At 39.6% G+C, this 25,071-nt stretch carries 17 protein-coding genes; 13 read left to right on the top strand and 4 right to left on the bottom strand.

Annotation, left to right across the window (positions count from 1 at the left end; genetic code table 11):
- Nucleotides 1–5: 5 nt before the first annotated feature.
- Nucleotides 6–3,434 carry a bifunctional proline dehydrogenase/L-glutamate gamma-semialdehyde dehydrogenase gene (locus BQ5338_RS04060; protein ID WP_071145509.1) on the bottom strand — a complete coding sequence of 1,143 codons (3,429 nt, stop codon included), beginning with the start codon at nucleotides 3,432–3,434 and terminating at the stop codon, nucleotides 6–8.
- A 405-nt stretch (nucleotides 3,435–3,839) separates the two neighbouring features.
- Here BQ5338_RS04060 and BQ5338_RS04055 point away from each other — a divergent pair, with 405 nt between their 5' ends.
- Together BQ5338_RS04055 and BQ5338_RS04050 are read left to right on the top strand one after the other, a co-directional pair.
- Nucleotides 3,840–4,034: a type II toxin-antitoxin system HicA family toxin gene (locus BQ5338_RS04055; RefSeq protein WP_071145508.1), complete on the top strand. Its 195-nt coding sequence runs from the start codon at nucleotides 3,840–3,842 to the stop codon at nucleotides 4,032–4,034.
- Between the two features lie 27 nt (nucleotides 4,035–4,061).
- On the top strand, nucleotides 4,062–4,472 hold the full coding sequence (locus tag BQ5338_RS04050) for a type II toxin-antitoxin system HicB family antitoxin (RefSeq protein WP_071145507.1): 411 nt from the start codon (nucleotides 4,062–4,064) through the stop codon (nucleotides 4,470–4,472).
- A gap of 37 nt (nucleotides 4,473–4,509) precedes the next feature.
- Here BQ5338_RS04050 and BQ5338_RS04045 read toward each other — a convergent pair whose 3' ends face one another.
- From BQ5338_RS04045 to BQ5338_RS04035, 3 genes are all read right to left on the bottom strand, one after another.
- Nucleotides 4,510–5,310 (bottom strand): tRNA threonylcarbamoyladenosine dehydratase, encoded by an 801-nt coding sequence (locus BQ5338_RS04045; protein WP_071145506.1) that lies wholly within the window; start codon nucleotides 5,308–5,310, stop codon nucleotides 4,510–4,512.
- A gap of 176 nt (nucleotides 5,311–5,486) precedes the next feature.
- A complete protein-coding gene (locus BQ5338_RS04040; protein ID WP_071145505.1) occupies nucleotides 5,487–6,308 on the bottom strand; it encodes an aldo/keto reductase in 822 nt (273 codons plus the stop codon).
- A gap of 162 nt (nucleotides 6,309–6,470) precedes the next feature.
- Nucleotides 6,471–7,682: an ROK family transcriptional regulator gene (locus BQ5338_RS04035; protein ID WP_071145504.1), complete on the bottom strand. Its 1,212-nt coding sequence runs from the start codon at nucleotides 7,680–7,682 to the stop codon at nucleotides 6,471–6,473.
- 305 nt (nucleotides 7,683–7,987) lie between these two features.
- Between BQ5338_RS04035 and BQ5338_RS04030 the strand changes: the two genes are divergently transcribed.
- From BQ5338_RS04030 to BQ5338_RS03980, 11 genes are all read left to right on the top strand, one after another.
- Nucleotides 7,988–9,865, top strand: coding sequence for an FAD-dependent oxidoreductase (locus tag BQ5338_RS04030; RefSeq protein WP_071145873.1), 1,878 nt, complete (start codon nucleotides 7,988–7,990; stop codon nucleotides 9,863–9,865).
- Nucleotides 9,866–9,873: 8 nt separating this feature from the next.
- Nucleotides 9,874–10,974 (top strand): DUF4434 domain-containing protein, encoded by a 1,101-nt coding sequence (locus BQ5338_RS04025; RefSeq protein ID WP_071145503.1) that lies wholly within the window; start codon nucleotides 9,874–9,876, stop codon nucleotides 10,972–10,974.
- A 5-nt stretch (nucleotides 10,975–10,979) separates the two neighbouring features.
- The gene (locus tag BQ5338_RS04020; protein ID WP_071145872.1) at nucleotides 10,980–12,377 is read left to right on the top strand and encodes a sugar porter family MFS transporter; all 1,398 of its coding nucleotides are present in this window, start codon (nucleotides 10,980–10,982) and stop codon (nucleotides 12,375–12,377) included.
- 33 nt (nucleotides 12,378–12,410) lie between these two features.
- A complete protein-coding gene (locus BQ5338_RS04015) occupies nucleotides 12,411–13,577 on the top strand; it encodes a n-acyl-d-glucosamine 2-epimerase (RefSeq protein ID WP_071145871.1) in 1,167 nt (388 codons plus the stop codon).
- Nucleotides 13,578–13,603: 26 nt separating this feature from the next.
- A complete protein-coding gene (locus BQ5338_RS04010) occupies nucleotides 13,604–14,845 on the top strand; it encodes a family 10 glycosylhydrolase (RefSeq protein WP_078063388.1) in 1,242 nt (413 codons plus the stop codon).
- Nucleotides 14,846–14,896: 51 nt separating this feature from the next.
- Nucleotides 14,897–18,016, top strand: coding sequence for a SusC/RagA family TonB-linked outer membrane protein (locus tag BQ5338_RS04005; RefSeq protein ID WP_071145502.1), 3,120 nt, complete (start codon nucleotides 14,897–14,899; stop codon nucleotides 18,014–18,016).
- Between the two features lie 17 nt (nucleotides 18,017–18,033).
- Nucleotides 18,034–19,728, top strand: coding sequence for a RagB/SusD family nutrient uptake outer membrane protein (locus BQ5338_RS04000; protein ID WP_071145501.1), 1,695 nt, complete (start codon nucleotides 18,034–18,036; stop codon nucleotides 19,726–19,728).
- 27 nt (nucleotides 19,729–19,755) lie between these two features.
- Nucleotides 19,756–20,199, top strand: a complete 444-nt coding sequence (locus tag BQ5338_RS03995; protein WP_071145500.1) for a hypothetical protein — start codon at nucleotides 19,756–19,758, stop codon at nucleotides 20,197–20,199.
- Nucleotides 20,200–20,226: 27 nt separating this feature from the next.
- Complete coding sequence (locus BQ5338_RS03990; RefSeq protein ID WP_071145499.1) at nucleotides 20,227–21,690, top strand: DUF5018 domain-containing protein; 1,464 nt, start codon at nucleotides 20,227–20,229, stop codon at nucleotides 21,688–21,690.
- Nucleotides 21,691–21,803: 113 nt separating this feature from the next.
- Entirely contained in the window at nucleotides 21,804–23,096 is a 1,293-nt protein-coding gene (locus BQ5338_RS03985) for a family 10 glycosylhydrolase (protein WP_071145498.1), read from the top strand.
- Nucleotides 23,093–25,066 carry a glycoside hydrolase family 97 protein gene (locus tag BQ5338_RS03980; RefSeq protein WP_071145497.1) on the top strand — a complete coding sequence of 658 codons (1,974 nt, stop codon included), beginning with the start codon at nucleotides 23,093–23,095 and terminating at the stop codon, nucleotides 25,064–25,066. Before BQ5338_RS03985 ends, BQ5338_RS03980 begins: the two co-directional genes overlap by 4 nt.
- Nucleotides 25,067–25,071 lie beyond the last annotated feature (5 nt).

The raw sequence follows: 25,071 nt of genomic DNA, 5'->3' as shown, positions 1-25,071 counted from the left end.
GCAAATTATATCTCGCAAGAGGGTGCCTCGGTAATACTGCCATAACGGTGGTATTCGAACGAGATGCTTTGCTCTTTGAGGTAATGTAATAGTTCCACCCACCCTTCTTTTACTGGTTTACAGGTATCAATGTACTTATGAATTTCTGCAGCTCTCTCATGCATTTCCATCGGGATATTGGGCGAGCAGGTACGTATGCGCTCAAATAGATGCATACTGTCCAGAAACTCTTCGTAGGATTTTTCTTCAACGAAAAGGCCTGAGCTTTTTAGCTGATCAATTCGCTCATCCCCCGGTGTTACACTTATTGTCGGCATAGCTCCGGCTAATTCGCATGCTTGAAAAAACATTCTGGCATCCTCTACGTCGTCATCAGGAAATAGCCTCAGTACGACGTAATCAACAGGGATGTAATGAAACAGGTTCTGCTCTCCATAAAGTTTGCTCATCTCTTTGAATGGAAAAAACTCTTTTTTGTTCATTTCTTCGTAATTATGCAGGAGTTTTTCCTTTGCTCCCTTATCGACGATGTTGACGAAAGAGGTGCAATAGTTGGGGCCTCCGGCTTTTAACCCTCCACCAAAGGCAGACAACTTCATGCCACCGAAGGGCTGACGGTTGACGATAGCACCTGTGATACCTCGATTGATATAGAGGTTGCCTGCTTCTATCTTCTTTCTCCAAAGTGCTTGTTCGTCTTCATCCAAACTCTGTAGACCAGAGGTAAGTCCATAGTCGAGACTGTTCACCAACCGAATGCCTTCTTCTAGATTCTCGATACAGACAACGCTAAGCATGGGGCCGAATAGCTCTGTGCAGAAGGAATAACTTCCCGGCTTCACTCCCCATTTGATGGTAGGAGCAAGGAGATATTTCTTTTCGTCGAGAAAGCGGGGGGCAACCAACCACTCTTCGCCCGGTTCGAGGGTGAGAGCTTTCAATAGTTTCTCATTGTTGTTGGTAATCATGGGGCCTACCACATTGCCAGGATTCCATACGCTACCTATCTTCATACTGGTGGCGGCATCAATCAATTTCTCTTTGAAGGAAGGATCCTCGTACACCGATCGTTCAACCAGCAGCAGCGAGCAAGCGGAACATTTCTGTCCGGCATTGCCAAAGGCAGAAGTCACCACATTCATGATAGCGTGATCTCTGTCTCCCGATGCAGTGAGGATGATTGCATTCTTACCTCCTGTCTCGGCTGATAACGGTATTGATGGATTGGCTTTAGCGATGCTGAGCGCCGTCTCCGTGCCACCGGTGAGAATGATATGCTTGATCTGTGGCGCTGTGGTCAGAACTTTGAGCGCCTCTCTGTCCGTAATCACTACCTGAAGCGCTTCTTTAGGCACACCTGCTTCCCAGAAAGCCTGAGCAAACATCCATGCCACAGGTGCCGCTACGGTGGCAGGTTTCAGAATGACGGTGTTGCCACCGGCCAGTGCTGCTGAGACGCCGCCAATAGGAATGGCGCAAGGGAAGTTCCACGGAGAGATTACAAGAATTGTTCCCTTTGGAGTGATGCTAAGATCTAGCGCCTCGAATGTCTTCATCGAAGTGGGATAAAAGCGGGCGAAATCTATCCCTTCGGATACCTCTACATCGCCTTCCGTAACGGTTTTGCCCGTTACGGCACACATGCAGCCGATTAAATCGCCCCGCATCTCGGCTAAGTTATTGGCTGCCGCATACATTATCTCATGACGCTTAGCCAGAGTCGTTTGTCGCCAGCCTGAGGGATCAGCATCGGCAATGGCGATAATCTTCTTTATCTGTTCGGTGTTAGCCTGAGACATTTCGCCAATTTTCACTTCGTCGTTCTGGCAACGATCCAGATAGACATGTCTCTTCTCGGTAACTACTGTCTCAGCTCCCATCTGCAAGGGCAGGATGAACGGCTCTTCTTCTTTTCCTTTCTTCCACTTACGGATGATGCCTTCTACCCATTGTTGATTTTGAGGCAAGTCGAAATCGGTATCCGGTTCGTTGATAAACTTGTCGGCAGGAGCCACAGAGACATAAGGTTTGTTGCGATCTTGCGTTCGGGTAGGAGCGTGCGTAATGTTATCTTTCATCTGATAAGCCTCTTCGAATTGCTTTTCTAAGAAAGTCCAGCTCTTGCTGCCCGGTTTCAGGTTGAATGAGTAGGAGAGGAAGTTTTCAGGGCCCGTGTTTTCGTCGAGACGGCGAACCAGATAGGACACTGCATTGAGGAAATGCTCATCTTTCACTACCGGCGTGTAGAGGATGACCCGATTACCTAATTTGGACTGTGCCCGCCAAAGATGATTGGCCATACCTTCGAGCATCTCGAAAGTCATGTGTTGCGTTGAACCGTACTTCTGGCTCAGCAAGTAAGCATAAGCAATGGTGAAAAGATTGTGCGAAGCCACCCCTATACGTAGACAAGCAGCATTCTCAGCTAGCAAACCTCTCTCGAGCAGATGTAGATAATTAGCATCCACTTCTATCTTGGAAGTACGTATGGGGTTAGGCCATCCGCGAAGGGAGGAAGTGACACTCTCCATTTCGAGATTACACCCTTTCACTAAGCGCATCTTTACAGGAGCACCCCCTTGAGCCACCCTCTCCTTTGCAAATTCGAGGAGCTCGGTTTGGAAGCCGTAAGCATCCGGCAGATAGGCTTGTATCACGATTCCGGCTGAATAGTCCTTAAATTCAGGCTTGCTGAGCACCTCTTTAAACAGACGCATGGTGAAGTGAGTATCTTTGTACTCTTCCATGTCCAGATTGATGAACTTGGGTCTGGTAACTCCATCTTCGTCTACATAAGGGAAGTCGATGGCTTTCTGATAGAGGGCAGACATACGATTAACGAGTTCAGGAAAGCTCTCTTTATAGTTTAGCGCATGTGTCTGTGCGTAGATTCCTGATATTTTTACGGAGATATAGTTGATATCAGAAGATTCGAGTGCCTCGAGGTAATGAAAATAGCGATGGTCGGCCTCTCTGTTTCCCAGTACCACTTCACCGAGCAGATTTACGTTCTGCCCGATCTTCTGATGAAAACGTTTGACCAAATGTTTGGTCAACTTGGGGCGTGCCTCGTTGATGATTACTTTGGAGGTATCCATTCGGAGGCGCCTCTTGATGATAGGGATCGCTATCGTGCTAAAATAGTATCCGAAGGAATGATACATTTTGAATAAGAAGGTATCTCTCTTATTGAGAAATTCGGGTATGCCGTATCTTTCTATGAGGATATTAATACGTTTGGCAAGTTTTTTATTATCACGAATTTGTGACGATTCATCGAGCATTTTAGATAAGAACGCTTTGTCGCCCGGGCGTTGAACCATGGTTGCATACTTATGTTGCTCTTTGCGCTCTTCATCGGTCATCACCTCTTCGCATTGGGCATGAAGTTTCAACACCCAATCTTGTACTTCTTGTATAGTGGGATTATTCATTTTAATTTATGTTTTTAATAAGTGAAACGAAAAAAGATTTCTATCTCATCGATTAAAACATAAATGTGGTGGGGCTGAATTGTACGGCTCTATAGCGATGCAAGGTTTGCAATGCTTGCTGTGAGAACCTGTTAAAGAGTAAATACTGTTTTTCCATAACTCAAAAAGATGCGTTATTAAGTATGCTTCTTGGCAAATATATGAATAGATACTGAATAACAAATCAATTTGAGCTTAATTTTGATGGATAGCGGACAAAAAGAAGAATTAGATGAGGATGGTCGGCCTTTGACACATCCTCATTCCTTTCTTAAATAGTATTAATGTTACTACTATTTGCGTGCTTTATTCTTTTAGTGTAGTATTAATATTACTACCTTTGTAGTATCTGATAATAGCATAAAAATGAAAAAGTATAAGGTTAAGGAGGTCCTTAAATTGCTTGAGGAAAACGGTTGGATTTTAAGTTATACCAAAGGAGATCACAGACAATTTAAGCATCCTACACAAAGCGGTAAGGTCACCGTAAGAGGAAAGCCAAGCGAGACGCTAAGTCAAGAGCTATTAAACAGTATCTGGAAACAGGCAGGGTGGAAATAATCACTCTGTCACTAAATATAAAGCAGTATGGGAAAAATTGAAGCGTTTATTAGTTGGAGCGGAAACAATTATTGTGTTGGCAATGGGAAAGAAATTGAAGGTTGCATTATTGTTACTGACAAAACATTTGAAGGTGCAAAGGCCGCTTTTAAAGAAGCACTACAATTTCATATCGAGGGAATGCTTCAGGATGGCGATGCTGTTCCTGAATGGTTGCAAAAAGGAGACTATGAAATTGATTTTATATTAGAAACCTCTGCTCTACTTCGTAGTTGCGAGAAGTTTACGTCTATTGCGGCTATTGCACGAGCTTCAGGCATTAATGAAAGGCAGCTTAGCCATTATGCCAATGGGCTTAAAAAGCCACGGCCGGAGCAACGCAAACGTATTGTAGATGGGTTACATAAAATAGGGGAAGAGTTTTTATCGGTTGTATAGCTGCTGTTAAAAAGAGTGTGTCAAAGCTGACACACACTCATTCCTTATTATATAAATCTTGCATTACCAGTCCGGCGATGGTAAAGCCAAAGATGGCTGTGCTGTGTGCCAATGTTCCATTGATACGGGCTTTCAGACTGCACCACTCATGGTTCACTAAATCAGGATCACCCGGACCATTCTTTGCTTTAGGGCAAAGGCACTGTTCGGTACCGCAAGATGAATTTCCGCCCTTGTTCTCGAGTAATTCTTCACTAAACACGCATAAGAATTTCTTAGAAGGTCGTTCTCCTTTCTTTAGCTTATTGCGAAGAGCCCTTGCCAGCGGACAACCGATTACCTTCCAGAACTCAGCTACCTTAATCTTTGTAGGGTCCATTTTTAGTGCGGCTCCCATGGAAGAAAATAAAACAGCTTTGGTTTTAGTGGCAGTACGAATGAGTTCGGCCTTGTTCTCGAGGCTATCTATTGCATCAATGATGTAGTCATATTCATCTAAGTGAAAAGAGTCCGATGTTTCGGCACTATAGATTTGTTGCAAAGCATTAATCTCTGCTTTCGGATTGATCTCGAGCAAACGAGTTTTGAGAGCTTCAACCTTTACTTGTCCTACTGTTTTTGTTGTCGCCATCAGTTGGCGGTTAATGTTCGTTACGCAGATGCGGTCAGAGTCTACTATTGTTAATAGGCTAATGCCCGACCGGACAAGACTCTCGGCGCACCAACTGCCCACGCCGCCTACTCCAAAGATAATCACTTTTGTGTTGGCAATCTTGCTCATTAAGTCATTGCCCAGTAATAATTCTGTTCTTTTAAAAATACCCTTTTCCAATCCCATAGGTTACTTCTTGCTTATTTTAAGGCTGCAAAAATACAATAAATATTTTGAATAGAAATCGGCAGATACAAGTTCGTGTATGCCGGCCTGCTTTTCAGGTGCTATACATCGATCGTGTATTTGCCGATTAGTTCTTTTCCCACTAGCCTATTGCGGCTTCTTGTGAGGATCGTTTGTTAGAAATCAAAGTTATCAGGATGAGAGCCTAAGCGTAGGTTTTTATCCAGATTACTGATTTGTTTCATTTGATCTGCTGTAAGAGTGAAGTCGATAGCATTTAGATTCTCAATCAATCGAGCCTCGTGCACCGATTTAGGTATCACAATAACTCCGCGTTGAAGATTCCAGCGTAAGACCACTTGAGCAGCAGATTTACCGTGGACTTTGGCTATGCCGGTAAGGACAGGATCAATCAATAGATCCGTTTTGCCTGCACCTAATGGTCCCCAAGCTTCCGGATAAATACCCTTTCCTTTGCAATATTCGATAACAGCCTCTTGCGAGAGATAAGGATTGCACTCTATCTGGTTCACAGCAGGTACCACTTCGGCAACTTGCAATAAATCGTCAAGGTGATGAGGCTGATAGTTGCTTACGCCAATCACTTTGGCTTTGCCGCTTTTATAAACCTCTTCCATCTTTTTCCATACACTTACATAGGTTTCTTTGACCGGCCAGTGAACCAAGTATAAGTCGACGTAGTCCATTCCCAATCTTTCCAGACTGGCATCTATTGCTTCCATTACTCTGCCCGACCGTTGGTCATCATTCCATAGTTTGGTGGTTAAGAAAATCTCTTCTCGCGCTATGCCGGAATCTTTGATAGCTTTTCCTACAGCCTCTTCGTTTCCGTAAATCATAGCAGTGTCAATATGTCTGTAGCCTAAAGATAAAGCCAGTTCGATCGTATTATAGGCAATCTCCGCATCATCTATTCGCCATACGCCAACGCCTATGGAAGGTATCTTTGCTCCATTGTTTAATGTAAAATTCTCCATTATCTTTTCTGTATTATTTCTAATGGAACAAATAATAAACCCGCTTGTTCTATAACGATTGAATGATTTGACTTAAGAAAACCATCTATGCAAAGGAAATAGCTCTTTTACAAGATATTTTCAGCAGGGAGATGGTTTATCCTTTAGATGTTTAGGTGCTGCTTAGTCCTCGAACATTCGGCTTCTGGCCAACATACATGCTCCTACTATTCCCGCGTGGTCTTTTAGTTTTGAAGTCATGATGACCGAGTCTTTGTTGACCAGGTTTAGGGAGTATTTCCGAATAGCTGTTTTAATGGGCTGAGTAATATAATCTTCTGTCAGTGACAGGGTGCCACCAATAATAACCAGTTCCGGATTGAATATGTTAATCAGTCCGGCAATCTGTTTGCCCAACTTTTGCCCGATCTCTTCAACGATCTCGATGCATAACACATCTTCTTTGGCGACTGCCGAAATAATTTCGTCGAGAGTGAGCGGGTTCTCATTTTCTGTTGCCACTCGTTCAGTTAGAATAGAATTCTCGCCATTTCGTATTCGTTCGAGTAAGATTCGATGTAATGCAGCTCCTGACGCCTCTGTTTCCAAGCAACCTTTCTTTCCGCAGTGGCAGATAATCTCATTGTCGAATGTGTTGACGTGTCCGAACTCTCCGGCAAAACCCGACTTTCCGTTGTACACCTTTCCGTCGATGATGATGCCAATGCCAATTCCCCAACTAATATTAACGAAGATGATGTTCTTTTCCACTTTTACGCATCCTTGCATATATTCACCATAAGTCATCGCACGTGTGTCATTGTCTATGGTAACCTTATATTTAAGCTTTTCGGTCAGGACCTCGGCAAGTGGACGTTCTTCAAAGTTAAACAGACTGAAGCTATATCCCGACTCAGGATTCACACGGCCTGAGATATTGAAATTAATATTTAAAATCTTCTCCTTATTAATAGTTAGCTTTTTGATGAAGTTTAGGACAAGTTTACATAACTCGTTCATTCCTTCAATAGAATTCTCCAGCTTATAAGGAATGTTCATTTTAAGCTCCACCATATCACCTTTGAAGTTGATGATACCTATGTTGATGGCAAATTTTTTAATATCTACTCCGATGAAGTAACCTGATTCCGGATTTAACCCATATAAGCTTGGGTGTCTGCCCCCACTTGTTTCAAGCTTTCCATAATCATTAAGATAGCCGTCATCGCACATTTCGCCAATGAACTTAGTCACAGTGGGTACACTTAAGTCCAGCTCTTTCGATAGATCCGTTATGGTAGAGGTGCCACTATATATATAATGTGTAATGATGCGCTTTTTAACGAGTGCATTTTTAGATCCTATTTCTATTTCTTTGAGGAATTGTTGGTTCATAACTTAATTTTTTGTGCGTTTCATGCAAATATACCAAATAATTTTAATAACCCTCCTTTTTGATGTCATTTTGTTTATTTGTAGAGACTCTATCTGTCTCTTAAATACCACTAATTGCTGCAGATGAAAAGATTCTATTCTTTTAAAATCGCTGTTTCGAGCTAAATGAGGAGGGTTTTATAAATAAAATCAATAAAATTGCGCTTATATAATAAAATAATTTATTATTTATTGCTTATTTAATAAAAGTGTGTATATTTGCATCTGGAGAACCACCTTAATACTTACTTATTTTGATAGAAGATATGAAAAAACGTTTTTTGTTATACCTGTACTTAATGATCTTTGTGTTCACAAAGGTTAGTGCTCAAGAAAGTGTTGATATTTTAGTTGTAGGTGGCGGTGCCAGTGGTGTTGCTGCAGGCATTCAATCTGCTAGAATGGGAACTAAAACCTTAATTCTGGAAGAAACGAAATGGCTTGGCGGGATGTTGACATCGGCAGGAGTGAGCGCTATTGATGGTAATTACAACCTCCCGGCTGGTATCTGGGGTGAATTTAAAGATGCTTTGGCTACCTATTATGGCGGACTTGACTCACTAAAAACGGGATGGGTAAGCAACGTTTTATTTGAACCTTCAGTTGGAAATAAAATATTGCACCGATTTACAGCTAAAGAAAAGAACCTAAAGGTGTGGATGCAATCAACAGTAAAGTCGGTAATTCGTAAAGATGGCTTCTGGAAAGTTTATGTGAACAAAGGACAGAGTACTAAATTGGTTCAGGCTAAAATTATTATAGATGCAACAGAGCTTGGAGATATAGCTAAGTTGTGTGGTGTGAAGTATGATGTAGGTATGGAAAGCCGTAAGGAAACGAATGAATCTGTAGCTCCGGAAACTTCAAATGACATTGTTCAGGATATTACCTATGTTGCCATCCTAAAGGATTATGGTAAAGATGTAACGATCCCTTGTCCAAAAGATTATGATCCGAGAGAATTCGCATGTTGTTGTGTTAATCAATTGTGCACACATTCTTTAGAACCTAACAATAGATGGCCAAAAGAGAAGATGATTTCTTATGGCAAATTGCCGAATAATAAATATATGATTAATTGGCCTATGGAGGGCAATGATTTTTATGTTAATCTTATAGAGATGTCTCCAGATCAAAGGCAAGAAGCATTGAAGTTGGCTAAAAATCATACAATGAATTTTATTTATTTTATTCAGCATGAATTGGGATACAAAACCTTAGGATTGGCCGATGATGAATATCCTACTGCCGATAAACTTCCTTTTATCCCCTATCATAGAGAGTCTCGCCGTATTCATGGACTTGTGCGCTTTACTTTGAATGATGTGACAGATCCATATGCTCAACCTCAGAACTTATACAGAACAGATATTGCTGTGGGAGATTATCCTGTAGATCATCATCATAATCATTATAATGGTCAAGAAAAGCTTCCTAATTTACATTTTCATCCAGTGCCTTCTTTTGGTTTACCCTTGGGAACTTTAATTCCTAAAAATGTAGAGGGGCTTATTGTTGCGGAGAAGTCAATATCAGTTTCTAATATAATTAATGGTACTACACGTTTACAACCGGTGGTAATGCAGATAGGCCAGGCGGCTGGTGCTTTGGCTTCTATTGCCGTTAGTGAAAATGTACAAATAAAGGATGCTGACGTTCGAGATGTGCAGAATGCCATACTTAATGCGAAAGGTTATTTACTACCTTATCTGGATGTTGATGTAAATCACCCAGCATTTAAACCTTTTCAAAGAATTGGTTCAACTGGCATATTAAAAGGGACAGGGAAGAGTATTGGCTGGTCTAATCAAACTTGGTTGAGAGCGGATACCGTGTTATTATCTTCCGAACTAAAGGGCTTAAAAGAAGTATATCCTATGTTTGACTATAAAATGAAAGAAAATGAACCCATAACTCTGCAAAAAGCTATTGACATATTGGGAGAGATAGTGATGGGGACAGGCTTAAAACTGTCTAAAAAGGACCTGTTTGATAAAGTTGCTGAAATATGGGAAAAGTTTGGATATGGAAAATTTGATCTTCAAAAAAATATTTCAAGAGGAGAAATGGCTGTTTTAATAGATCAATTATTGGATCCTTTTGATAATGTGAAAGTTGATATGGTTGGTCAATTCATTCAATAAGATATAATATGGAAACAAATGATCGTAGAGACTTTTTGAAGAAAGCGGCTTTGGCAGGAGTTTCTGCTTTAGTAGCACCTTCATTATTTGGATTGGATACACCAGAGAACGTAGCAAGTCCTGCTAACTCCCACGTTTTGTCAGGAAGTAAACTGATTGTTCCTCCTAATAAAGGGCTGAAGATATCCGGTACTTTTCTCGATGAAATATCTCATGATATTCCTCATCAAAATTGGGGAGAGAAAGAATGGGATCTGGATTTTCAGCACATGAAGAATATTGGCATTGATACGGTTATTCTGATTCGCTCGGGCTATCGCAAGTTTATGACGTATCCTTCTAAATATCTTTTGGGAAAAGGATGCTACATGCCTTCTGTCGATTTAGTGGATATGTATCTTCGTCTTGCAGAGAAATATGGAATGAAATTCTATTTTGGTCTGTATGATTCCGGTAAATACTGGGATACCGGTGATTTAAGTTGGGAGATAGAAGATAATAAATATGTGATTGACGAAGTCTGGAAAAACTACGGCGAGAAGTACAAAAGCTTTGGTGGATGGTATATTAGTGGTGAGATTAGTCGTAAAACGAAAGGTGCTATTGGTGCTTTTCATGCAATGGGCAAGCAATGCAAAGATGTATCTGGCGGTCTACCGACTTTTATCTCTCCTTGGATTGATGGAAAGAAGGCTGTAATGGCCAGTGGTTCTAAATTGACTAAAACAGATGCTGTTTCGGTACAAGAACATGAAAAAGAATGGGGCGAAATATTCTCCGGAATCTCTGATGTTGTTGATGCATGTGCCTTCCAGGATGGACAAATTGACTATGATGAGTTGGATGCTTTCTTTGAGGTAAATAAAAAGTTGGCTGATAAATATGGAATGCAATGCTGGACAAATGCTGAATCTTTCGATCGCGATATGCCGATTAAATTCTTACCTATTAAGTTTGATAAACTCAGAATGAAGCTTGAAGCAGCTAAGAGGGCGGGTTACGATAAAGCGATAACCTTTGAATTCTCTCATTTTATGAGTCCGCAATCGGCTTATTTACAAGCCGGTCACCTTTACGACAGATATAAAGAATACTTTCAAATAAAATGATGCAGATGAACTCACAAGTTAACACGGGATATTTAATCTTTCTATCTGTAGTAGCTGCATTGGGAGGCTTTCTATTTGGATATGACACGGCTGTAATTTCCGGAACGATCGCTCAGGTTACTACTCTTTTCCATCTGGATGCCATGCAACAAGGCTGGTATGTGGGTTGCGCTTTGGTAGGCTCTATCATAGGGGTGTTGTTTGCTGGTGTGATGAGTGATAAGATAGGTAGGAAGAGAACGATGTTGCTTTCTGCCATTTTATTTTCAGCTTCCGGTTTTGGTTGTGCAATATGTTCCAACTTTGATCAACTGGTTATTTATAGAATCATTGGAGGAGTAGGGATTGGCGTTGTTTCCATTATCTCACCATTATATATCTCGGAAGTATCGGTACCACAATATCGCGGAAGGTTAGTTTCATTATATCAGTTAGCGGTAACAGTTGGTTTCCTCGGTGCCTACTTGATGAACTATCAATTGGTGATATGGGGTGAGGCTGGAGTGATCTCAGGAACTCCAATGCTTGATAAGATCTTTGTTTCCGAAATATGGAGAGGTATGCTGGGAATGGAGACGCTACCGGCTGTTTTGTTCTTTATCGTCATCTTCTTTATTCCGGAAAGTCCCCGTTGGCTTATCCTGAAGGGGCATGATGTAAAGGCGAGTACTATTCTTGAGCGTATTTATAGATCAGTTAGAGAAGCAAAAGAGCAGGTTGATGCTACTCGTCAGGTACTTGCTTCTGATACGAAATCGGAATGGTCATTATTGGTTCAACCGGGTATTTTAAAAGCAGTGGCAATAGGTGTTTGTATTGCTATTCTTGGCCAATTTATGGGTGTGAACGCTGTGCTTTATTATGGGCCGACTATCTTTGAGAATGCAGGCCTTTCGGGCGGTGACTCTCTCTTTTATCAGGTTCTTGTAGGTCTGGTTAATATGTTGACTACAGTTCTGGCCATCTTTATTATAGATAAAGTGGGTAGAAAGAACCTTGTGTACTATGGTGTTTCGGGTATGATACTCTCGTTACTTTTAATCGGCTTTTACTTTGTAGCCGGAGAGTCTATGGGTATCCCGAACCTCTTCTTATTAATATTCTTTCTCTTTTATATATTCTGTTGTGCCATATCCATTTGCGCAGTGGTATGGGTGTTATTATCAGAAATGTATCCTATAAAGGTAAGAGGCTTAGCAATGTCTATAGCTGGATTTTCTTTATGGGTGGGTACTTATCTCATCGGACAGTTAACCCCCTGGATGCTCCAAAATCTTTCCCCCGCCGGAACATTCATTCTGTTTGCTGTGATGTGTATCCCATACATGCTGATCGTCTGGAAGTTTGTACCTGAGACTACCGGAAAGTCTCTTGAAGAAATTGAAAAATATTGGACTAAATAAATCGACCTTAATCGTATAAATACAAATTAAATGATGGTTTTTAAAGAATTGGCGGCACAGTATAAAACTGAGTTGCTTGACGGAGTCTTACCTTTTTGGCTCAATAATTCTCAGGATAAAGAGTTTGGAGGTTATTTTACTTGTCTTGACAGAGACGGCAGTGTATTCGACACAGATAAGTTTGTGTGGTTGCAGGGACGTGAGGTTTGGATGTTCTCAATGCTTTACAATAAAGTGGAAAAGCGGAAAGAATGGTTAGATTGTGCTGTTCAGGGAGGAGAGTTTCTGAAGAAATTTGGTCATGATGGGAATTATAATTGGTACTTCTCTCTTGATAGAGAGGGACGACCTTTGGTGGAGCCATACAATATCTTCTCGTATACCTTTGCTACAATGGCTTTCGGTCAGCTGAGCCTTGCCACAGGTAATCAGGAATATGCAGATATTGCGAAAAAGACCTTTGAAATAATCCTTTCGAAAGTAGAGAATCCGAAGGGTAAATGGAACAAGTTATATCCGGGCACACGTAATCTGAAGAACTTTGCATTGCCTATGATTCTATGTAATCTGGCATTGGAAATTGAACATCTACTGAATGAGGATTATTTAAATCAGACTATAGAGACATGCATACACGAAGTGATGGATGTCTTCTATCGTCCTGAATTAGGGGGAATTATTATTGAAAATGTAACGACCGACGGTCAGTTATCCAACACTTTTGATGGACGCTTGGTTAATCCCGGCCACTCCATTGAAGCCATGTGGTTTATCATGGATCTGGGTAAGAGACTGAATCGCCCTGACTTGATAGAGAAAGCTAAAGACATCACCTTGACCATGGTAAAATATGGCTGGGATGAACAGTATGGAGGCATCTTCTATTTTAAAGATCGTTTAGGTTGTCCTCCTCAACAACTAGAGTGGGATCAAAAACTATGGTGGGTGCATATAGAAACCCTCATCTCATTGCTGAAAGGTTATCAACTAACTGGTTCACAGGAATGTTTGGAATGGTTTGAGAAAGTACATGATTATGTCTGGACTCATTTCAAAGATCCTGAATATCCCGAGTGGTTCGGCTATCTTGATAGAAGAGGAGAGGTGTTATTACCCTTGAAAGGTGGCAAGTGGAAAGGATGTTTCCATGTACCCAGAGGGTTGTATCAGTGCTGGAAAGTGCTGGAAGAATTAAAGTAGTGAAAATATTTATATAACTTTGAAGAATGTTAAAGAAAACTATTACATGGCTATTTTTATTGTTTGCGACCTATTCTTTTGCTGGAACTGGTGGCAAAGAAAAGCCTAAATATTTATGGTTTGATGCAGAAGCTAACTTTGAACGTTTTGCCTCCAAAGACTCTGTTTCTTATTATTTGGAGAAAGCTAAATCAGTTGGATTTAATCAAGTAGTGGTAGATGTAAAGCCTATATACGGAAAAGTTTTATACAACAGTAAAATTGTTCCAAGACTTACGACTATCCATGGTAAAGTGATTCATCGCGATTGGGATTATTTACAATATTTTATAGATGAGGCTCATCGTTTGAATCTAAAAGTAACAGTCTCTACAGGCATGTTTCCATCAGGGCATCCGAAAACCCGCGAAGGTTTAGTATATGAAGATGAGCGTTGGGATGGAAAAACCTGTTTGGAATATATGCCTAATAATCAAATGATTGATATTAAGAATGACGAACAAAAGGTGGGCGCTTTTCTAAATCCGGTACGTAAAGATGTTCGTAAGTATGCTTTAAGCATCATTCATGAAATTGTGAAAAACTATAATGTTGATGCTTATGCATTAGATTACTGTCGATATCCTAGTGACAATAGTGATTTTTCGGATGATACTCGTAAGGCTTTTGAACGCTACTTGGGTAAGAGAGTAAAAAACTTCCCAGAAGACATCTTTACGTGGAATGCAGACGGAACGAAAAAGATGGGTATCTATTATAAAGAATGGTGGGCATTTCGCGCTAACGTAATTTCGAGCTTTGTAAAAGAGGCGCGTAAGGAAATTCATTCTATTAATAATAAAGTAAAATTAGAATATTGGGCAGCTTCTTGGATTCATGGGATTTATGGACAGGGGCAGAATTGGGCTAGTCCGAAATCTGACTTCTCACTTAACTATCCGTGGGGGTCGAAAGCATATAATGATAGCGGTTTTGCACCTTATCTTGACACTTTTTTGTGTGGAACTTATCTAGAACGGATCTATGGCATGGATGATCCTGAATCTATAGAATACGGTATTGCTCGCGCACAAAAGTTAATAGGTCATGACTGTAATGTTCTTGGAAGTATTTATGCTTTAAATCACCAGACAAACATTGCGGACGCTGTTAGTATTTGTCTCGAAAAATCAGATGGCTTGATGGTATTCGATATCGTACAAGTTATTGAAATGAATCTATGGGATGGAATCAAAAAAGGTATTGAAGATGTTGAAAGACATAAATAAGAGAGATAAATTGATTCTGTTCGTTTTATTAATACTTATATTTTTATTTTTATGAAAAAACAAATCACATGGAGTATAAGGCTTGTAGCCTTATTGATCTGTTCATTTTCTGTTTTAGGTATTTGGGCTCAGCAAGCCGCAAATGTCCAAGGAACAGTGTATGACTCTAACAATGAGCCGTTAGTCGGCAGCACTGTTAGTTTAAAAGGAAACCCGTCCAAGGGTACTATTACCAATATTGACGGCCAATTTAGTTTAAGCGTTCCAAGCTTAAAAGCTACATTAGTCATATCTTTTATTGGGTACCAGACACAAGAAATGCCTTTACAAGGGCGTTCGAAAATCGTTGTTCATTTGAAAGAAGATTCAAAAGTCTTAGATGAAGTCGTCGTAGTTGGTTATGGAACTCAGAAAAGAGGAAATTTGACAGGATCAGTCTCTTCGGTAAGTGCCAAGGAGCTCATGAAAGCACCGATGCAGAACGTGTCTAATCTGCTTACTGGCAAAATATCTGGATTAACCAGCATTCAATCATCCGGTAACCCAGGTGCTGATGGTACCGCTCTATATGTGCGGGGTATGAATGCATTCAGTGATAATAGCCCGATGGTGATTGTGGATGGAGTAGCCCGTCCTATGGATTACGTTAATCCGAATGATATTGAGAGTATCTCTGTACTAAAAGATGCGTCAGCTGCTATTTATGGTGTGCAAGGTGCAAACGGTGTTATCTTGATTACTACCAAATCAGGTGGAGAAGGTCCGGCCACAATTGCTTATGATGCTTCATTGACAATGACGAAAAACACAGCAATGCCTGAATTTTTAAATGCCAGTGATTACATGTATTGGAACAACAAAGCTCGTGAAATGGATGGATTAACGCCTCTATGGACAGCTGATATTCAAAACAAGGTATTAAGTAATGACCCTAACAGTATTTGGGGTGAAACAGATTGGTTGAAGAAGGTTTTTAAAACTGGTCTCACACAACAACACAATATATCAGCTTCTGGTGGCACGGAAAAAACCAAGTATTTTGCAAGCCTTGGTTGCATGGATCAAGAAGGTACTTTGAAGAATACAAGTTTTACTCGTTATAATGTACGTTCTAACTTGGATGTTCAGGTTGCTAAAAATCTAAGGTTTACAACTAATATCTCAGGATATCGTTCAGATAGAGACTGGCCTGGTACAGCAATTGGTAATCAAGGGGAATTTGATCCGATTAGGCAAGCGATTAATTCTGTACCTGTCATTAAATCCGAATTCAATGGTTTACCTACGGCTTGGATGGGTAGTAGCTATTACGTAAATGGTTATGCAGCGTTAACCGAATCTGGATATAAGCGTCAAACTCGTTGGGCATTGGATTCTAATTACAAATTGGAATACGACTTCTCTGATTTAACTAATGTATTAAAGGGCCTAAAATCATCTGTTTTTGCTGCATATAATTATATCAATACAACGGATTCTAATTATGACCGTTATTATGAATTGTATTATGTCAATAAGAATTTTGACGAAGGCGTAGCTGGCGCAAGTGGGTTCTCTAAAGGTGGGGGATACTCAAAATCTGCTTCTTGGGGTGATGCTTGGCTATTTCGCCCGCAAATTAATTATTCACGGGATTTTGACAAAAGCCATATAGGCGCACTATTCTTTTATGAAGCGCAAAAGAAATATTCTAATACTATGACTGGCACAAAACGAGGTTATTATAGTGATGATCCTGTTGACTTAACTTTGGGGACTACTTTCCCTGAAACACCGGTAACTGGTTCACACTCATATACAGGGCAAGCATCATGGGCAGGGCGTCTAAATTATGCTTATAATCAAAAATATCTTGCGGAATTTGCTTTCCGCTATGATGGTTCATACGTATTTGCTCCAGAGAATCGTTGGGGATTCTTTCCTTCTGTTTCTGCTGGTTGGGTAATATCGCAAGAAGATTTTTTCCAAAAAGCTCTTCCATTTGTAGATTACTTTAAAATTCGAGCCAGTTATGGTGAATCTGGTAATGATAATGTAACTCCTTATTTATATAATTCGACATTTGCTGTTGCAAATAATAGTATGGTTTTTGGAAATTCTGCTACAGCACAATTCTATTCAAAGAATCCATACATCTATCGCGATCTAACATGGGCTACTACTCACAGCTATAATTTAGGTGTGGAATTTGATCTCTGGAACCAGAAATTAGGTGTGGAATTCGATCTGTTCTATCAACTGACTGAAGATATTTTGGAAAGCAAAAGTGGTAGCTATCCTACTTCATTGGGGGGATATTATCCAAGTTATCAAAACTCGGGAAAGGTAGATAACAGAGGCTTTGAACTTACATTGAAGCATAATAATCGTATTAACAGAGATTGGAGTTACAGATTGACTGGCAATTTCTCCTTTGCACGTAATCGTGTACTAAAAAAAGCTGTAACAGATAATTATCCTAATTATCGTTCGGTATTAGGGGAGTCGATGAATGCACGTTATGGTTTTCAGACGCTCGGACTATTCCAAAGCCAAGATGAAATAGATAATTACCCGGCAGCTCCATCAGGCAATATTAATCTAGGTGATCTTAAGTATCGGGATGTCAATGGTGATGGTATCATTAATCAGCAATATGATTACCTGAAAATTGGTTATGGTAGTGTACCTGAAATCAATTTCTCATTAAATATGGAAGTAACTTACAAAAACTTCTATGCAACAATGTTGTGGCAAGGTGTTACACATTGTGATTATGAATTGTCTGGTGTATATGATACAGGGGTAACTGCTGCTACTTCCTACACAAGTCCATTTGGATCTGGCGGTAATTCGCCATACTATCTGATAGAAGGTGCATGGACTCCTGAAAATACGAATGCTAAATATCCTCGTTTATCAACTATTCCTAACGGTAACAATGCTTGGCGTTCTTCTTGGTGGGTTGTCAATGGTGAGTACTTACGTTTAAAAAACCTAAATATTGGATATAATTTCCCCAAGTCTTTATTGCAAAAAACCCCATTTAGCCGAGTAAATATCTATTTAGCAGGTACTAACTTGCTCACATTAAGTCATTTTAAGTATGTTGATCCTGAAAGTCCATCTGTAAGCAATGGATATTATCCGCAGCAGGCAACCTACAGTCTAGGTCTTAATGTAACATTCTAATTTAAGGAGGAAATAAAATGAAAAAAAGAACAGTCAGAATTTTAATAGGTGCCGTTGCTTTTTGCTTAGGAGTAACTTCGTGTGACGTGTTAGATTTGAATGATACAACAGTGCTTTCTGATTTAGCCGTTTGGGATACAGAGAGTGCCACAGAAATGTATATAACAGCAGCTTATAAGACATTTACCGATGTTTCACAAGTCGCTAATAGCCGTTCTGTTTATTATGACAGTTATTCAGATCTGATGAAATCTACTGCATGGGACTTATATAGCCACCAATATAATAAGGCTTTATTGCAAACTAGCGCGTTCACTACTGGTAGTGCAGGTGCATTTGAATGTTGGAATGACGTATACGGACGCATCCGCCGTGCCAATGTGCTACTGGATGAAATTACACGTTATGGTGTATCCAGATATGGTGAAGATTGGTGTAACATTCGTCGCGCAGAAGTACGTCTTTGTCGTGCGTTCTCATATTACCGTCTGATTCGTGTTTATGGTGGAGTAGTGCTTCGTACGGAAACTTCTGGTACAAATGGAGTAGATGATGGCTCTTATGAGGCTGATATAAATCGCAAACGTGCTACTGAAGCTGAAAGTTGGGACTTTGTGATTAAAGAGTTGCAATGGGCTGGAGAACATCTACCGGAATCTTGGGCTGCTTCATGGGAAGGAAGAGCAACTCAAAAGACTGCTTATGGACTAATCTCACGTATGGCTTTGTTTGCCGGTCAATGGCAAGTTGCAATCGATGCAGCCAATAAAGTAAAGAGCTTAGGTGGAGAGCTTGCAAAGGATTATGCGAAAGTTTTCCAAGTAGATGGTGGGCAGGATAATTCAAAGGAAATCCTATTTGCTTTATATTACCTGAAAGGAAGCGTTACACATAATTATGATCGTTATAATCGTCCATTCGGTGATAATGCTGTATACAATACTCAAGTATATGCAGAACATGTGCCGACAGCTGAATTAGCAGATCTTTATGAATTTAAGGATGGAACAGAGTTTCAATGGAATACTTATGCTGAAAATCATGCAGATCCTTACGTCGATCGCGAACCTCGTTTCCAAGCAACTGTTATGTATAATGGCTGTAAATGGGAAGGTAGGACAATTCAAACTTATGTTGGCGGAAGTGATGGATTTACAGCATTTACCCAAAGCGGCTCAACTAATGGACATACTTGTACCGGTTATTATTTACGTAAATATTTGCAAGAAAATAATTCGACATTTGTCACTGATTATAGTTGGCAGTATGATGCGGTTTTACGTTATGCCGAAGTTTTGCTGAACAAAGCTGAAGCGTATGCACAACTAGATTATGATAAATATAGCGCAGAAGCTTTAGGTGCGCTGAATGAAGTTAGAAAGCGAGTTGGCTTACCTGAGAAAACCTTAACGGATGCTTCTGATAAAGATTCATTTATGGCATTATTGCGTAAAGAACGTTGTGTTGAATTAGCTGGTGAAGGTTTTCGGTATTGGGACTTACGTCGTTGGAAGCTTGCAGAAAATGTTGTTAATGGGCAGAATGCGCATGGCGTAAAAATAACAAAGGCTAATGATGGTACCTTTTCGTATGAAAAACTTGCATGTGATGGAGGAAGTCCACGTATATTTCTTGAGAAATATTATTATTTCTCTTTGCCGACATCAGAAACAGCAAATAATAAATTATGTGAGAACAACCCTTATTGGTAATTAATAAAAGACTAAAAAATATTCGATATGAAAATTATAAGTAAAATTGGAGTATGGATGCTAGGCGTCTTTATGGTGACTGTTTTATTGCAAAGTTGCGCTGAAGCTGATGACGAATTTGTCCATAGAAAAACGACTATCTCACAAATGATTTGTAAAGCATCTCATGGCAGTGGTGAATTCAGAGGAGAAATATATGAGTATAATAAGAATGATGAATTGATGTCAGGGGAGTTTACTCAAGAAGATATTGAAGGTGGCTATGGCTTGATATTATTTGCTATTCCCAAATCTTTAGAGGAAGATGTCGATTTGACTAGTATCTATCTGGTAGCGACTGTGACTTATGACGAATTCATCACTCCTTCTTTGTCTGGAAAGCATGATATTACGGGAGATGGAATTATTATAACTACAAAATCTGGCGTTGGGACAACACGTAGATATCGTATTAGAGGCTATTATGAATAACGAGAATCAAACTTAACGAATTGTAAGATGAAAAAAATAAATTCAAAAATTATATTGGGAGCCGTATTAGGCTGCGTCCTATTCTTAGGATCTTGCGAAGAGAGCTTAAGTGAAAAAATGGGTCGTGAAGCTAAAATAATGATCTCCTTTAAGGTGAAAGGTGCGAGTGGGACAGTCTTTAATTCGTCCATTGGAGAAAACGATATTAAAATTAAGGTTTCTCCTTATCTGGATGCTGCAGAAGAATTGAAGTCCGCTGCTCCTGTGTTCTATCTTTCTAAAGGGGCTACTGTAACACCGGATCCAGCAGAACCTCAGAATTTTGCTCAAGAAGGTGGCGTTAAATATACTGTTACATCGGAAGATAAATCGACAACGCACGATTATATTGTAACTTGGGAGATCTCCGATAAATTGCCTTATGGTTCTGGATTTAGCTATGCGGAGATTGGGGCTAAAAAGAGTTTTGTAGAACTTGGATATCCTGGCGAAGTCGGGAACTTCGGCTTTTCTGACAATAAACAATCTGGTGATCTACAAATGTATCATGCGTATTGTGGTGATTATATTGTATTGCTTTCACGAGGATATGTAGAAGCAAATAATTCAGTACTTGGTGTACAAGTTGTGGATAAAACGACTTTGAACAATACCGGTTCGTTGAATTTAGGATCCATTTCGATCGCTAATCTGAAGATGATCACATCTGATTATAAAGGAAGATGCGTGGGAGCTGTTGTTACAGGCGATGAAACCGAGTTTTTCTATTGGATTAAACCGACGGATACTCCTATTTCAGTAGGCAAGATTAATGTGAGTATGGCTCCATCAACAAGTGACCTCTCAAACAATTTCCAAGTAGCAGGAGATATTACCGCTAATGCTTGGATAACAGCATTAGCTCCACGAGATACGGAAGGTACGCACTATCGTATTAAGGTATCAGGAGGTCGTTTGGCTTCCGAATATACTACAATAAAAACGGGTCATTCAAGTAAAGATTGTAGCCAATTTCAAATGATTTCGCCTTTGGATGATTCTGATCAACCAAACTATGTTGTAGGTGATGCAGAGGGAACTACAGGAGCAGCAAACAGTATTCACTGTTATGTCAACTCGTATGCTGGTATAGCACTGAATGTGATGCCTTCATTCTGGCAAAATATACTACAAACTTGGTGGGTTGGAACTGGATTTACTGTTTCACGTGGCGGAGGCCGTGCCCCTGTGGTTTCTGTATTGCCTATCAATGGGAAGAGTTATGTCGTAGTAACTAGCGGTACAGGCTGGTGGCATGCGGCAGCTGTATTAAACTCTGATCTACAGACACTTGCACATGAGAACCTAAATATTGCTTATTCCGTAAACCGTGGATGGAGTTATGGAGCATGGGCAGACTGGTATTGGAACGAAGATACCCAAGAAGCTTATTTAGCTGTATGGTTTGGCCGTCTGGGACTTTATACATACAAGATGACTTGTTTTGAATAACTTTTAGATTGTGATGGACTGACAGTTGCTTAACCAATTTAGGTTGAGCAACTGCATCTATAGTAAATAAAATATTTTATTATAATAAGTAGAATTTAAATAGATCAAATATCATGAGAAAATATTTATTATTGATTCTTTTATGCTTTTTAGCTTCCTGTAGTAAAGATGAAGCTAAATTGGATAACAGTGATGAAAAAGAAATTCCCTTGGAGCCAGGAAATTCTGGAGAAAAGACAAATAAGCCCAAATCAATATGGATTGATGCACATGCCAATTTGAGCCGTTTTGCAACGAAATCGGCTATAACATCTTACATAGAGAAAATAAAAGAGACTGGCTTTAATGAGATTTACCTCGATGTAAAACCAGGAATTGGCTATGCTTTATATGATAGCGACATTTTGCCAAAACTAGAGAAATGGGGGGATGAACGAGTAGTTCGTGATTGGGACTATTTGGGGTATTGGCTCGAAGAGGCAGAACGTTTAGATATTGATGTTATTGCCACAATATCAACTCTGGGATATGGCTATACGAAAGGAAAAGAAGGAGTCATTTATGATAATTCCAAATGGGATGGAAAAACTCAAATGGAAATGTTAAATGGGAATGTAAATAATATTGTAGATATGCGTGATCAAACAGACGTGGACGCAGCAATGTTGAATCCATGTTTGCCTGAAGTTCAAGCATTCGTTATTTCTATTGTGGAAGAGATTATTACGAAGTATCCAAAACTTAAAGGATTGTGTCTGGACTATTGCCGTTGGTATGGTGGGGCTTATGGATTCGGAGATGCTTCCATTTCAGCATTTGAGACATATACTGGTGAAACCGTAACAAACAAGAATAATATAATTACTGCTTCAGGAGGTGTTGGTTCGCAATATAAAAAATGGATTGAATTTCGTTCAATGACCGTCACAAATCTGATCTCAAATATTCGCTCTAAAGTTAAAGCTATTAATCCCGACATGGAACTTCATTTATGGGCTTCAGCAGATTGGGCTTCGCGTTATAGTTGTGGGCAAAATTGGGCTAGTAAAAAATACATTCCCAGCTCAAGTTCGAGATACACGGAGACGTATAATAAGACGGGGTTTGCTGATCAGTTGGACGTTTTTGTATTAGGCGCTTATGCTGATGCTGTATGGATATCTGAAAATCCAAATTCGGTTTGGTCTGTAGAGAACTTTTTAAATACATATACTAATTTCACAAAAGGCGATTGCAAAGTATACGGTTCTATTTCAGCAACAGTGTATGACAATAAAGCAATGTCTGATGCAGTCTATTTGTGTATGAAAAACTCCGATGGTTTGATGGTTTTTGAAATTTCTCACATAATAAATAAGAATACTTGGGCTGCTATTAAAGAAGGCATTAATAGAGTAGAAAAATGAAGAAGAAAGTATTTATACTATTAAACATTCTATGTATATGCATGGTTATTCATGCAAAGAATTACATAGTGAGTTCTCCTAATGGACAAATCAAAGTAACTGTTATGATTAACAAACAGCTAACTTGGAGCATTGATTACAATGGAGAGCACATCTTGAATCCTAGCATAATGCAGATGAATATTGAGGGGCAGCCAAAGCAGCTAGGAGTATATCCAACAGTGATAAAGGCTAAAATAAAGAAAATAAGTACAGAGCAAATAGCAGTTATTCCCACAAAAAATAGAATTATAAAAGATCAATATACTCAACTAACGCTAACTTGTAAAGGTGACTATGCTGTAACGTTCAGAGTATACAATAATGGAGCTGCTTACCGGTTTGAGACTGCGTTGAAGCACTCTCAGATCCACATAAATAGTGAAATAGTTGAGCAAAATTGGGTAGATGGCTGTAAGGCATATTGGCCTCGAGAGAAGAATCAGGAATATATAACTCATTGTGAAGCTATTTTTGACGAGCTAAACTTGACTTCTCTAACGAAAGACATGAAAGGATATTTGCCTATCTATCTTTCGACTCCTAAGGGTGCAAAAGTTGTTATAATGGAGTCTGATCTCTATGATTATCCGAACTTATTCTTGGCGGGTAATCAAAATAATACTCTTACTGGCGAGTTCCCTCCTGTTGTTTTAAAAAGTGAATTAAAAAAAGGGACTGACCGTGACGAAATTTTTCTTGAGAAAGCATCTTATATTGCTTCAACAAAGGGTACAAGAAGCTTTCCGTGGCGCCTAATAATGATAAATAAAGATGATAGAGCTGTTATTGAAAACAATTTAGTATATCAGTTAGCTTCGCCTTCTGTAACCAAAGATACCGATTGGATAAAACCCGGGAAAATTTCGTGGGATTGGTGGAGTACTCTCAATGTATATGGAGTAGACTTCAAAGCAGGTGTGAATACCGATACTTATAAATATTTTATTGATTTTGCTTCAAAGTATGGCATTGAATATGTACTATTAGACGAAGGCTGGTCAGCTGGAACCTGGAATATTAAAGAGTCAATACCTGAGTTGAATATACCTGAGCTGGTACAATACGGAAAAGAAAGAAATGTCGGTTTGGTGTTATGGACTTTATGGAATCCACTCGCTAAAGATTTGGAAGGTATTTTAGATGTTTATGATAAATGGGGAGTTAAAGGTATAAAAGTTGATTTTATGCAACGTTCTGATCAGTATATGGTAAACTTCTATGAGCGAGTAGGAAAGGCTGCTCTGGATCGTAAATTGCTAGTAGATTTTCACGGCTCTTTCAAACCATCGGGATTGCAGAAAAAGTATCCGAATGTGATGACATTTGAAGGAGTTTTGGGTATGGAGCATGATAAAGATTCCAGAGATATTAATCCGATACATGATTTGATTCTTCCATTCACTAGAATGGCTGCTGGTCCGATGGATTATACTCCCGGAGCAGTAGGTAATGCAACAGCAGAAGATTTTCATATTAATTTTGTGCATCCAATAAGTCAAGGTACACGTGCTCATCAAGTTGCACTTTATGTGGTGTACGAAAGTCCATTGCAAATGCTAGCAGACTCTCCTTCTAGTTACTATGCGGCTCCAGAATTTGCTTCTTTTATATCTCGTATACCAACTACTTGGGAAGAAACGAAAGCAATCAGTGCTAAAATTGGAGAATACCTAATTATAGCACGTAGAAATGGTGAGAACTGGTATTTGGCTGGATTAACTGACTGGAATTCCCGCAATATTGAAGTAAAGTTAGATTTCCTCGATGCTTCAAAATACAAAATGGAAATTTTCAAAGATGGACGCAATGCAGATGTACATGCTTCTGACTTTAAAAAAGAAGAAATAATCGTAACTAAAGGAGAAATGATCAATATAATGATGGCTAAAGGTGGCGGTTGGGCAGCTATTCTTACGCCGATAAAATAGAGAAT

The sequence above is a fragment of the Bacteroides ihuae genome (genome assembly GCF_900104585.1).
GTDB classification, from domain to species: domain Bacteria; phylum Bacteroidota; class Bacteroidia; order Bacteroidales; family Bacteroidaceae; genus Bacteroides; species Bacteroides ihuae.
Note: the sequence above shows the minus strand (reverse complement) of the source record. Positions and strands in the feature narration are given on the sequence as shown.

Bases quoted from the DNA above. Each gene is read 5' to 3' on its own strand.
- BQ5338_RS04060 (WP_071145509.1), bottom strand. From the start codon at position 3,434: ATGAATAATCCCACTATACAAGAAGTACAAGATTGGGTGTTGAAACTT.
- BQ5338_RS04055 (WP_071145508.1), top strand. From the start codon at position 3,840: ATGAAAAAGTATAAGGTTAAGGAGGTCCTTAAATTGCTTGAGGAAAAC.
- BQ5338_RS04050 (WP_071145507.1), top strand. From the start codon at position 4,062: ATGGGAAAAATTGAAGCGTTTATTAGTTGGAGCGGAAACAATTATTGT.
- BQ5338_RS04045 (WP_071145506.1), bottom strand. From the start codon at position 5,310: ATGGGATTGGAAAAGGGTATTTTTAAAAGAACAGAATTATTACTGGGC.
- BQ5338_RS04040 (WP_071145505.1), bottom strand. From the start codon at position 6,308: ATGGAGAATTTTACATTAAACAATGGAGCAAAGATACCTTCCATAGGC.
- BQ5338_RS04035 (WP_071145504.1), bottom strand. From the start codon at position 7,682: ATGAACCAACAATTCCTCAAAGAAATAGAAATAGGATCTAAAAATGCA.
- BQ5338_RS04030 (WP_071145873.1), top strand. From the start codon at position 7,988: ATGAAAAAACGTTTTTTGTTATACCTGTACTTAATGATCTTTGTGTTC.
- BQ5338_RS04025 (WP_071145503.1), top strand. From the start codon at position 9,874: ATGGAAACAAATGATCGTAGAGACTTTTTGAAGAAAGCGGCTTTGGCA.
- BQ5338_RS04020 (WP_071145872.1), top strand. From the start codon at position 10,980: ATGAACTCACAAGTTAACACGGGATATTTAATCTTTCTATCTGTAGTA.
- BQ5338_RS04015 (WP_071145871.1), top strand. From the start codon at position 12,411: ATGGTTTTTAAAGAATTGGCGGCACAGTATAAAACTGAGTTGCTTGAC.
- BQ5338_RS04010 (WP_078063388.1), top strand. From the start codon at position 13,604: ATGTTAAAGAAAACTATTACATGGCTATTTTTATTGTTTGCGACCTAT.
- BQ5338_RS04005 (WP_071145502.1), top strand. From the start codon at position 14,897: ATGAAAAAACAAATCACATGGAGTATAAGGCTTGTAGCCTTATTGATC.
- BQ5338_RS04000 (WP_071145501.1), top strand. From the start codon at position 18,034: ATGAAAAAAAGAACAGTCAGAATTTTAATAGGTGCCGTTGCTTTTTGC.
- BQ5338_RS03995 (WP_071145500.1), top strand. From the start codon at position 19,756: ATGAAAATTATAAGTAAAATTGGAGTATGGATGCTAGGCGTCTTTATG.
- BQ5338_RS03990 (WP_071145499.1), top strand. From the start codon at position 20,227: ATGAAAAAAATAAATTCAAAAATTATATTGGGAGCCGTATTAGGCTGC.
- BQ5338_RS03985 (WP_071145498.1), top strand. From the start codon at position 21,804: ATGAGAAAATATTTATTATTGATTCTTTTATGCTTTTTAGCTTCCTGT.
- BQ5338_RS03980 (WP_071145497.1), top strand. From the start codon at position 23,093: ATGAAGAAGAAAGTATTTATACTATTAAACATTCTATGTATATGCATG.